The sequence below is a fragment of the Mucilaginibacter mallensis genome (assembly GCF_900105165.1).
GTDB lineage: Bacteria > Bacteroidota > Bacteroidia > Sphingobacteriales > Sphingobacteriaceae > Mucilaginibacter > Mucilaginibacter mallensis.
In genome coordinates this window covers 3,615,043-3,627,821 of sequence record NZ_LT629740.1, presented here as the reverse complement: position 1 = coordinate 3,627,821, position 12,779 = coordinate 3,615,043, and the positions used below count along the sequence as shown (strand labels likewise).

Below are 12,779 nucleotides of genomic sequence, written 5' to 3'. Positions count from 1 at the left end.
TTGGTTATTGAGTCATTAGTCATTCGTAAAATGGCTCAATGACCCAATGACTAAGGACGCGAAGCAAAATGACTAATGACCAAAAACATGATAAGAAACTATATTAAAACCGCCTACCGTTCCCTTTTGAAAAACAAGGGCTTTACGGTATTGAATGTGCTGGGGCTGTCCGTTGGACTGGCTACCTGCCTGCTGATTGTATTTTATGTAGTTGATGAATTTAGCTACGACCGTTATAATACCAACGCCGACAGGATCTACCGCATCACTGAAAATGCAAGACTGAATGGTAACGAAGGTTCATACGCCGGAACTGAAAAGCCTTTGATGGATGCTTTAAAAAGCTTTCCGCAGATTGAAAAGACGGCAAGGTTGTTCCCTAAGGAAACACTGTTTATATCTTCTCAAAAGTTCAGCATCAGGAAAGGGAATAATAACATTCAGGAAAAGAATGTCGTTTTTGCGGAATCAAACCTGTTTGATGTTTTTACCTTGCCCATGACTGATGGCAGCCCGTCAACCTCATTAACTGAACCGCACTCCGCAGTTATAACTGAGAGCATGGCTAAAAAGTATTTCAATAAAACGAATGTTGTCGGCCAAACGCTTACTATTAACGATACCAGTGTTTATAAAATTACCGGTGTTATAAAAGACATCCCATCACAATCACATTTTAATTACGATTTCTTTTTATCCTATTCATCATTACCAGAAAGTCGCGCGGGCGGCTGGGGGTATAGCGGCATACATAATTATGTGTTGCTAAAACCCGCCACAAATGTTAAGGCCCTTGAAGCGCAGATCCTGAAAGTAGAGCTCAAAAACTCGCCTCCGGTTTGGACTACTGGCAGCAATTACCTGAAGATAGTTTTAACACCCCTGCTTGATATCCATTTGAAGTCGACCAGCCAATATGAGCTGATGCAGAATGGCAATATCGAGTACGTATACATTTTTTCGGCAATAGCCATATTGGTATTGCTGATAGCCTGTGTTAATTTCATGAACCTTTCAACAGCCCGCTCGGCAAACCGGGCCAAAGAAGTAGGTGTGCGTAAGGTATTGGGTTCAGCACGTAAATATTTGATCGCCCAGTTTTTAACTGAGTCCATTTTGGTAACACTGGTATCAACTTTTATTGCCGTAGCGTTGGCATGGCTGGCAATGCCGCTGTTCAACCAAATGGCCGATAAACATTTGGCCATTACGCCGCACGCATTTACCTGGTTATTACCTGCGTTATTGGTTATTGTATTAGTAATAGGTTTCCTTGCGGGATCATATCCGGCATTTTTCCTGTCCGCCTTTCAACCTATAGACGTATTAAAAGGAAAAGTTGCTTCGGGTTTTAAGGGGGGCTTTTTACGCAGCTTTTTGGTGGTTTTCCAGTTCTCTATATCTATATTTCTGATCATCGGTACACTGGTTATTTATAACCAGTTAAACTATATTCATACCAAAAGCCTGGGTTATAACCGAAGCCAGATGCTGGTGATAAAGAATACAAATGTATTGGGTAAACAGGCAAAAATATTAAAGCAGGAAGTAAAGCAAACGCAAGGTGTTGCAAATGCTACCATGACCACCTATTTGCCTACCGGCGATGATAGAAACATAACAGGCCTATTCCCCGAACTACCTATCGACATAAAACATGACCTCCTGACTGAGTTTTGGCCGGTTGATGAAGATTATATCAATACTTTAGGTATCAAACTAATCTCAGGGCGTAACTTCTCGGCCCAACTGGCATCAGATACAGCCGCCTTAATAGTAAATGAAGCTTTTGTAAGGAGATTTGGCCAAAAGGATCCGTTAAATAAAACCATTTACCGCGATAGCTATGGTATACAGGCTTTTCATATTATTGGTGTGGTTAAGGATTTTCACTACAGCTCATTACGCGACGAAATTAAACCACTGGCATTAGTATATAATGAAGACAAGGGCTCAATTACAGCCCGCGTTAGTACCGCAAATCTGCCTGCTTTAATGTCACAGATACAGGATAAGTGGAAAGATCTGTCGCCCAATAACCAGTTTACCTGGTCGTTTATGGATCAGGATTTTGATGCTACCTATCGCTCTGAGCAGCGCATCGGTACTATATTTATATCGTTCACTGCTTTGGCTATAGCAATTGCCTGTTTAGGTTTATTCGGCCTGGCAGCGTATGCCGCTGAGCAGCGCAACAAAGAGATCGGTATACGCAAAGTATTAGGTGCGAGTGTATCAACCATAGTAAGCATGCTATCAATGGACTTTATAAAGCTGGTGTTTATCGCTATATTGATATCATCGCCATTAGCATGGTGGGCCATGAACAAATGGCTGCAGGACTTTGCCTATCGTATAAACATACAATGGTGGATAATAGCATTGGCAGGTTTTACCGCCATATTCATCGCATTTATAACTATAAGCTTTCAATCTATCCGGGCCGCATTGGCAAACCCGGTGGAGAGTTTACGTTCGGAATAGTTTGCTCATTAGTTCACTGGTTCATTAGTTCATTAGTAATGTAACCGGAGAAAAATGAACCAAGCGGATTTGGTAAAATTGCTAATACCAATGAACTAATGAACATAAAAGGTCTAAGGACAAGACCAATGAACCAGTGAACAAATGAACTAACGTTATGATAAAGAGCTATTTTAAAATCGCCTGGCGAAATTTGATCAAGAGCAAATTTTATACCGCCATTAACATTGCCGGCCTTACAGTTGGGCTGGCTGTAGGTTTGCTTATTTTACTATGGGTAAACGATGAGTTGAGCTTTGATAAGTTCAATACCAAAGCTGATAATATTTACCGTATTGAAGCACAAATAGGTACCGGCGGCACACAGCAGATCTGGGGTGGCATACAGGCCCCTGTTGCTACTTTTGGCTTGAAGGAAGTCCCCGGCATAGTAAATGCCGTGCGTATAGTAGAAAACTGGAATTACTCTTTGTACAAATACCGTGATAAATCATTAGACGTTGGCGATAATGGCGCGTTTTACACCGATCCGTCTTTATTTAAGGTTTTTGATTTTAAACTACTGGAAGGCAATCCTAACCATCCTTTTCCTAATGATCAGTCTATCATTATCACCCAAAAAACAGCCAAACGTTTTTTTGGCAATGCGGACCCGATGGGGAAAGTATTACAGGCCGATAACCACGATAACTATACCGTAGCCGGTGTTGCGGCCGACATGCCGGGCAACTCCAGTATTAAATTCGATATGCTTTTTTCTATCAATGTAATAGCAAAAAAGAACTATGATGGCAAAGGCTACTGGAAAACTATGGATAGCGACTGGGGCGACTATTTCTATGATACCTATTTGCAACTGCAGCCGGGCCTTTCAGCACAAGCGGTTGCCGATAAGCTTACACAAATCCATATAAAAAACCAACCGGGTGAGGGCAGCGCGAATATAAAATACCTGTCGCAGCCTTTGGGGAAAATGCATTTGTATAATGCGGATGGTAGCCCATCAGGTATACAAACCGTCAGAGTGTTTTTAATTGTGGCTATTCTTATTTTATTGATCGCTTGTATCAACTATGTAAACCTTTCAACCGCGCGTGCTATGCTGCGGGCAAAGGAAGTAAGCGTGCGTAAAATAATAGGCGCGGGCAAAAAGCAATTATTCATTCAGTTTGTGGTCGAAACAATTTTGTTTTTCTCCATAGCGCTTGTGCTTGCTTTTGTGCTGATTGAAGCATTAATGCCTTTATACAACAATGTATCGGGCAAACAAATGGAGTTTAATTTGCTGGATGCAGGTGTTTGGAAAGTGGTAGGTATTACCGTAGTCGCTACACTCGCGGCATCCAGCATTTATCCTGCATTTTTATTGTCGTCATTTAAGCCGATCAACGCGCTTAAGGGTAAACTATCTCTGGGTGTTGGTAACACAACATTCCGTAAAACGCTGGTGGTTTGTCAGTTTGTATTTTCTATTGGTTTGATCATCGGTACACTGATCATCAACAGCCAGTTAAAATTCATCAGGGAAAAAGAACTTGGTTATGATAAATCCTACGTATTTACATTCGGTATGCGCGATATGCAAAAGAATTATGAATCTGTGCGTTCACAATTATTGAGTCAACCGGGCATAAAAGATGTTACCACCGCCAGCGATAATATTGTAAGCTTAGGCGGTAATACCGGTGATACCGATTGGGACGGTAAAGCACCCGGCAGTAGTTTTGAGATCCATCCATTGGGTATCAGCAAAAATTATGTCGACTTTTTTAAACTGAAAATTATACAGGGAGGCAATTTTATAGGTATAAAGGCCGATACCGCGCACTATATCCTTAACGAAACCGCGGTACGTGAGGCTGGCATCAAGGATCCGATAGGTAAACGTTTTAAGCTGCACAATCAGAACGGGATCATTATTGGCGTGGTGAAGGATTTCCACTTTGCATCGCTCAAACAAAAAATTGAGCCTGTCATATTCTTTTATACTCCTGACAATTGGCGCATGTTTGTAAAAACAACAGGTAAGGATGCTCCACTGGCCCTGGCTTCAGTGCAAAAAGCCTGGAAACAATATAACCCTGCCTTTCCTTTCGATTATGAATTTCTGGATCAAACCTTCAATGATATGTACAAAGTCGATCAGCGTTCAGGTACACTGTTCAGTTGGTTTACGGGTATAGCTATTTTAATATCATGCCTGGGTTTATTTGGCCTGGCTACTTATACCGCGCAGGTAAAGGTAAAGGAGATAGGTATTCGTAAAGTATTAGGGGCTAGTGTTGCCAATATTACCACCATGCTTTCAAAAGACTTTTTAGTATTGGTAGTGGTATCCATTGTTATCGCAACGCCAATAGCCTGGTACGCCATGAACAAATGGCTGCAGGCTTTTGCCTACCGGATAGAAATACGATGGTGGATATTTGCTTTAGCCGGAGTACTGGCAATTGTGATAGCCTTTATAACTATAAGCTTTCAGGCTATAAAGGCGGCTATTGCAAACCCGGTTAAGAGCTTACGGTCGGAATAATTTGGTCATTGTGTCATTGGTCATTGAGCCATTTGTTTAACTACAAGACAAATAACCCAATGACAGCGCAGCGAATGACCCAATGACCAATGACGCGAAGCATGACTGTATCATAACCGTACATATAGTGTTACACTTACGAACAGGTTGATTATTTTATTTTGATATAAAATATTGATTATAAATACTTTAAATTTTGGTATGGCTTTTAATTGTATTTGCTTGTAACCACCCGCATCATGATAAAAAACTATATAAAGATCACCCTAAGAAACATGTGGAAGTACAAAACTTTCACATTTATTAATGTAGTGGGGATGGCTGTGGCATTCGGTGCGGTATTGTTGCTGGCGCTTACTGCCTTTTATGAGCTCTCATATGATGATTTTCATATAAATAAGAGCAATATATACGAGGTATATTTGGAAGAACACCATGCCAATGATGTAGAGGCCGACGCGGCTATGCCTGTGCCCATTACACCGGCATTAAAAGCTGAGTTCCCTGATGTTGTACACGCATCGCGCTATGGTGATTTTGGCGGCAGCGTATTACGGTACGGGAATAAGGAGTTTAATTATGATGTAAGGTGCGTTGATCAGGATTTCTTTAAGATGTTCACTTTCCCAATTGTAAAGGGAAATGATCAGAATCCGCTTAGTGATAAAAATGATGTAGTAATAACTGAAAAAACGGCTAAAAGTATTTTCGGGGATGTAAATCCGGTAGGTAAGCTTATTGAGTTAAAGATTAATAATCAATGGAAAAGCCTTAATATATCTGCAGTGGCTGCTGATCCGCCGCAAAATTCAAGTTTGGATTTTAACTTATTGTGCAGGTTTGAGCAGCATCCTGATTATGAAGTAGCTAAAACCCTGTGGGAAGACAGGTTCCACAATGTTTTTGTACAGTTACCTGCAAATGAAAAACAAGCCGGATTTGAGCAAAAACTAAAAAGCTTTGTACATAAATACTATGCTGCAAGTATAAAACAATTAAGGCATGACGGTGCCCAGTCTGACAAGGAAGGCGAAGTTTTACGCCTGCGCCTAATACCAATGGCCGATGTCCATTTTAGTCCTATAGCATCACAAAGCAGGGCGGTTAGCAAGTTTTACCCGTACCTGGTTTTATTAATAAGCATATTTATTTTATTTATAGCCTGTACCAATTTCATCAACCTGTCATTAGGCCGGGCATTTACACGGGCTAAGGAAATAGGCGTGCGTAAGGTAATTGGTGCTACAAAACAACAACTTATCACCCAGTTTTGCAGCGAATCATTGGTGATTTGCGGTGTATCGTTAATACTGGGGGCAGTAGCGGCTTATTCGCTTATGCCGCAATACAAACTGTTGTTTAATCAGCAATTATCATTGAATGTGCTAAGCTCTCCATTAGTTATTTTATACTTTTTGGGTGGTTTTGTTTTAATAAGCCTGATAGCCGGCGGCTACCCCGCATGGCTGATGGCTATACAAAATACATCGCAGGCAGTAAAGGGTAAAGTTGTTGCAGGCAAGGCCAATGGCTTGCGGAATAGCTTAATGGTTGTTCAGTTCGCATTATCAGCGTTGCTGATAATTTGCACGGTTATTACCTGGCAGCAGCTCAATTTTATGCGTAATAAACCGTTGGGCTATGATAAAAGCCAGGTGGTCAGCATCCCGATAGGCAGCAATATTGAACCTGAAAGAGCGCTGCAATTGATGCGATCAAAGTTGGCAGCTTACCCTGATGTGGTAAGTGTAACCGGTACTGATATGAATTTAGGTACAGGGCTGGATAACAGCGCATCAACCTCGATCATGACGTTTAGTTACAAGGGTAAGAATGTTAAAACCAATTGGCTTAGGGTTGATTACGATTATGTAAAAACGCTGGGCCTGCAAGTGGTGAACGGTCGTGATTTTTCCCGAACATACGGTGCCGATACTACGGTTGTGCTCATCAACCAAAAAATGGCTGAACAGTTGGGCGAAACGAACCCGGTTGGTGCAATATTCCCTACCGATGGTGCCAAATTACAGGTTGCGGGTGTTGTTAAGGATTTTAATTTTAAATCCCTTCATCAGCAGATAGCTCCGCTTACTATGGTTATACGCCCAACGTGGCCTGTAAATTATATACTGGTAAAGGTAAAACCTGCTAACCTGCCTGCAAGCATGGCAATTATCAATAAGGTATGGAAAGATGTAAACCCACGTTCGCAAGCTGAATCATCGTTCCTTGATGAAAACGTCGACCGCCAATATAAAAAGGAAACCAGGTTATCTAAAATCTTCATAACAGGCGCAGTTATAGCTATCGCGATATCGTGCATGGGCTTGTTTGCCATAGTGATATTGATAATAACCCAACGCACCAAAGAGATCGGCATCCGTAAGGTATTGGGCGCAAGCGTAAACAGCATTGTTTATTTAGTAGCGCAGGACTTTTTAAAACTGGTATTAATAGCTGTATGCATAGCCTCGCCAATAGCGTGGTATGCCATGAACAAATGGTTGCAGGATTTTGCCTATCGCATACAAATAGAGTGGTGGGTGTTTGTAATGGCCGGAGTAATAGCCATTATTATAGCCTTTATAACCATAAGCTTTCAATCAGTTAAAGCAGCAATTGCAAACCCGGTTAAGAGCTTGCGGTCCGAATAATTTAGTCATGGAGTCATTGGTCATTGAGTCATTAGTTTGCATATGAGTAAAATGACTCAATGACAGCGCAGCGAATGACCCAATGACCAATGACGCGAAGCAAATGACCAGTCACAACGAAGTGAAATGACTAATGACCAAAAGAAATGATAAAGAATTATTTTAAGATTGCCTGGCGAAACATCTGGAAAAACAAGGTTTTTTCAACAATAAACATTGTTGGCCTTGCCGTAGGTATGGCTGCATTTATGGTTGTTATGATGTTTGTTTCGTATGAAAAGAGCTTCGATAACTTCCATACAAAAAACATTTATCGCTTAAATGAAGTGCAAACCATCGGACAACAAAATGCTACCCAAAAAGTAGCCTTATCCATGTTCCCGATGGGGCCGAGCCTGAAGCAGGAGTTTCCGGAAATTAAAAGCTTTACACGGGTAAACTGGCATCAGAAATACCAGATGACCTATGATAACAAAAGGGTATTTCTGCCGCAGGTTTTCTTTGTTGACTCTACGTTCCTGAAAATATTCGATTTTAAGGTTCTTCGTGGTGATAAGGTTACAGGTCTGTTAAAACCTCACACCGCCATGATCACTGAGGAAACAGCGCAAAAATTATTTGGTGATGCTGATCCGATAGGCAAGGTAATAAACCATTATGGCGATGATACCACTACTTTTACCGTAACCGGGGTACTAGCCAATGTGCCTAAAAATTCACAATTGCAATTTGATGGTTTGTTTTCATTCAGTACCATTTATAAACCCTGGATGTTCAATAACTGGGGCGGCAACTGGCTAAATACTTATCTGGAACTTGCACCCGGTACAAATGTAGCTGCGCTTGAAAAAAAATTCCCTGCCTATCTTAAAAGGCATCTGCAGGGCGACAGTTGGAAATACTATCAATTATTTGTTCTGCCGCTTAAGGATGTGCATGCCAACTCAGCCGATATAGGACTTGATTACATCAATTATCAAAAGTTTGATAAAAAATCTACCCGGCTTTTTGCCATAATCGCGCTGATTGTATTGGTAATAGCTTGTGTTAATTTCATTAACCTGTCAACCGCGCGTTCGGCAGAAAGGGCTAAAGAAGTAGGTATTCGTAAATCAATCGGGGCGCACCGCTTTCAGTTGGCTATACAGTTTTTGGGTGAAACCATACTCATCTCATTAATAGCATTAATACTCGCGCTGATATTGGTTGAGCTGGCGTTGCCCTACATCAATAACCTGAGTGAAAGAAGCATTACGCTACCTATATTTAGCAGCTTAGGGTTTATTGCTACCATATTCGCAGGTACAGTGTTTATCGGGCTTATATCAGGTATTTACCCGGCTATTTACTTATCTTCATTCCAGGCGGTAAAGGTTTTAAAAGGCTCTATACAGGTTGGGAAAAATAAGAGCTCACTAAGGAATGTTTTGGTTGTTACCCAATTTGCCAGCGCTATCTTTTTGATGATAGCTACCATTTTTGTGCTGAAGCAATTAAAGTTCATGCAAAATCAGGACCCCGGTTATAACCGGGATCAGATCGTTAATATTCCATTGGATGGGGTTACCTCAAAAAAATATAGTTTGCTTAAGGATGAGCTATCAGGCAATACGCTTATCTCGGGTGTAACTGCCTCGCAGGATGTTTTGGGCAGTCACCTTGATCAAACAGGCGTTGATTTTAAACCGGCAAATGGCCCTAAGCAGCAGTTTGGTACAACATTGCTGGTGGTTGATAATAATTACCTCGATCTGTATAAGATAAAACTGGCAGCAGGCAAGAATTTCTCTACCGATAAAACCCAGAATGGCAGGCAATACATCATTAACGAGGCGCTGGCTAAGGAGTTATTGAAAGATCATCCCAAAGCACCAATGTCATCGTTACTTGGTGATCAGTTTGGGTTTGATTCATTGGGCACTATTACCGGCATCGCCAAAAATTTCAATTTTAACTCCCTGCATTATAAGGTTGAACCCATGTTTATGGTGAGTCAAAATCAATGGGGTTTCAGGGATGTATCGGTTAAAATAAATGGTGGCAACACAAAAGCAGCAATAGCCTTCATCAAATCTAAGTGGGATAGCTTATATCCTGATTATCCTTTTGAGTATCAGTTTCTGGATGATCATTTTAATGAGGTCTACAAAGCCGATAACCAGGTAAGCCAGATAGTAGGGATACTGGCAGGTTTAACTATACTGATCTCCTGCCTGGGCCTGTTCGGGCTGGCATCATACTCAGCCGAAAAACGGGTGAAAGAAATAGGGGTAAGGAAAGTACTGGGCGCATCGGTACAAAATATAGTAATGCTATTGGCCAGCAATTTTATAAGGCTGGTGCTGATAGCCAATTTGATAGCCTGGCCACTAGCCTGGTGGGCCATGAATAAATGGCTGCAGGATTTTGCCTACCGCATAAATATACAATGGTGGGTGTTTGTACTGGCCGGTGGTGCCGCAATTATGATCGCGTTTTTTACAGTAAGCTTCCAGTCGGTTAAAGCGGCGGTTGCCAATCCGGTTAAAAGTTTGCGGTCGGAATGATATTCATTTGTTCACTGGTTCATTAGTTTATTAGTAATGTAACCGGTAACCAATGACGGATGAGAACGAAGGACAAGACCAATGAACTAATGAACCATTGAACTAAATAAGAATGATAAAGAACTATTTTAAAATTGCCTGGCGAAGCTTGTGGAAGCATAAAGCTTACTCGTTTATAAACATTGTTGGCTTAAGCATTGGTTTAACCGCATGCCTTATTGTGGCTACGGTTGTGTTTGATGAATTATCATATGATCATCAATGGAAAAAAGCGAATGACATTTACCGTGTAATCTCAATCAGCAATAATGTTAATAGCGAGCAGCCCATGCCGGTGAGTTTTGCGGGCCTGGGGCCGGTGCTTAAAACAAATTTTCCTGAGGTTGCTGATTATTGCCGCATGTCGGTTAGTAAAGAGCGGCTGCAATTGGGTAATCTTAAACAGGGTGTAGCATTTCAGCAATTGATCGCGGAATCTTCCGTTTGGAATGTACTTGATTTTAATATCATAAAGGGAAATCCTCAGAAATATGTTAAAGGTTATGTTAATCTCGTCATCACCAAAAAAATTCAGCAGCAATATTTTGCCGGGCAAAATCCCATTGGTAAATTAATATACACCCAACCCGAGTTTGGTAAGCCGCAGCCTTGTTTAATTACCGGTGTTATTGACCATATTCCTCAAAACAGTCATCTACGGGCAGATTTTATAAGTATTGTTGAATATAGGGCAAGTGATAACCACCTGCCTCAAAAAGGTGAGGGCTATAGCTTTTACCCGCAATATATTTTGTTAAAGCCGGGTACATCCGCCACTACTTTTACAGCTAAGGTTAACCAATGGTATGCTAAGCAGCCGGGAGCTAAAGACGCAAACTATTCTTTCCATTTTCAGCCAATTAAAGATGTTTACTTACGGTCGGATTTTAATGGCGTGCAGGCAGTGCATGGTAGCATAAAAAATGTTTACATATTTGCTGGTGTGGCAGCCCTACTACTTGTAATTGCCTGTATTAACTTCATTAATTTAACCATTTCAAGGGTTTTTAACCGCTCAAAGGAGACAGGTATCCGCAAGGTATTAGGCGCCGAAAAGTTTCAGCTTATCATACGCTTTTTATCGGAGTCGCTTATATTTTTTATACTTTCCTTTGCCCTTGCCATTCTGTTATATCCGCTGTTTATTAAACCGGTTGAAACTTTTCTTGATCATCAGCTGGTATTAAACCTGTATAACGGATCGTTTTTAATAATTGCTATAGGCTGTGTTTTTGGGGTTAGTTTCCTCACCGGCCTGTACCCGGCATGGTACCTGTCGCGCCCTAAGCCTATTGTAATATTAAGGAATAAACTTGCATCTGATGTTCAGCTAAATGTGCTTAAAAAAGGTTTGGTTATCGGCCAGTTTGTAATATCGGTAACCATTATAATGGCTACTATCATTGTTCATAATCAGTTAGGATATATGAATAATAAGGACCTGGGATTTGATAAAAATAACTTGCTGAATATTTCCTTTACCGATTGGGCTGAAAGTGGAGCAGCATTTAAACAGGCTGTTAAAAAAATACCGGGTGTTCAAAATGTGAGTATTGCAAACTGGGCCCCTACAGAGGGTTCGGGTAGTATGTCAAGAGAGGTTTCTGTTCCCGGGCAAAAAGGCAAGATTGAGGTGTTCTTTATTGAAGGCGATGCTGATCTGCCCGCTACATTGGGCTTTAAGCTAAAACAGGGCCGTATGCTTAACCCAGCCCTTGCTACAGATGCCATGAACAGCGATTCGGCAATGAGTGGTACCAGCGCCGCCACAAAGGCTGAAAGATTAGCCTGGCCATTACTGGCAACAAATTATACCGCCAGTCTGCTAGGTATGAAGGTTAATAAAACTGTTGCCGATATTGACGGAGTACCGGTAGGCATAATTGAAGACTTTAACAGTGAATCATTACACAATAAGCTAAAACCTACTTTTATACAAGCGATTAGTGATTCTAAATATGGCAATATGCTGGTGCGTATAAAACCAGGTTATGAAAAAACCGCATTAACCGGTATAAGCGCCGCTTATAAATCCTTTTATCCTGAAAAAACTTTCGATTATAATTGGTCGGGTGATCAGATTGATAATCAGTACAAGGCAGAATTTAAATTGCAGCGATTATTTACCTGCTTTAGCCTGCTTATTATATTTTTAGCCTGCCTTGGCTTATTCGGTCTGGTAAGCTTCACAGCTGAGCAGCGTGTAAAAGAGATTGGCATCCGTAAAGTACTGGGGGCTAGCGTAAGCAATATAATTACCTTAATATCTAAAGATTATTTGGCTTTAGTTATGATCTCAGTTGTTATTGCATCGCCAATAGCATGGTATGCTATGAATAAGTGGCTGCAGGATTTTGCCTATCGTATAAGCATACAATGGTGGGTATTTGCCCTAACGGGGATATTAGCCTTATTGATAGCATTTGCAACGGTAAGCTTTCAATCTGTAAAAGCAGCATTGGCTAATCCGGTAAAAAGCTTGCGTAGCGAATAGTCATTGGTCATTGAGTCATTTGTCATTAG

The 12,779-nt window shown here is 41.1% G+C and carries 5 protein-coding genes; all 5 read left to right on the top strand.

The features are described from left to right. Positions 1-87 precede the first annotated feature (87 nt). The 5 genes from BLU33_RS14740 to BLU33_RS14720 all read left to right on the top strand — a co-directional run bounded on the left by BLU33_RS14740 (position 88) and on the right by BLU33_RS14720 (position 12,750). A complete protein-coding gene (locus tag BLU33_RS14740; RefSeq protein ID WP_091380590.1) occupies positions 88-2,484 on the top strand; it encodes an ABC transporter permease in 2,397 nt (798 codons plus the stop codon). A 157-nt stretch (positions 2,485-2,641) separates the two neighbouring features. Further along, positions 2,642-5,017: an ABC transporter permease gene (locus tag BLU33_RS14735; RefSeq protein ID WP_091374359.1), complete on the top strand. Its 2,376-nt coding sequence runs from the start codon at positions 2,642-2,644 to the stop codon at positions 5,015-5,017. A gap of 239 nt (positions 5,018-5,256) precedes the next feature. Next, the gene (locus tag BLU33_RS14730; protein WP_091374357.1) at positions 5,257-7,671 is read left to right on the top strand and encodes an ABC transporter permease; all 2,415 of its coding nucleotides are present in this window, start codon (positions 5,257-5,259) and stop codon (positions 7,669-7,671) included. Between the two features lie 146 nt (positions 7,672-7,817). Then, positions 7,818-10,217, top strand: a complete 2,400-nt coding sequence (locus tag BLU33_RS14725; protein ID WP_091374354.1) for an ABC transporter permease — start codon at positions 7,818-7,820, stop codon at positions 10,215-10,217. Positions 10,218-10,329: 112 nt separating this feature from the next. Further along, a complete protein-coding gene (locus BLU33_RS14720) occupies positions 10,330-12,750 on the top strand; it encodes an ABC transporter permease (protein WP_091374352.1) in 2,421 nt (806 codons plus the stop codon). The last annotated feature ends 29 nt before the right edge of the window (positions 12,751-12,779 follow it).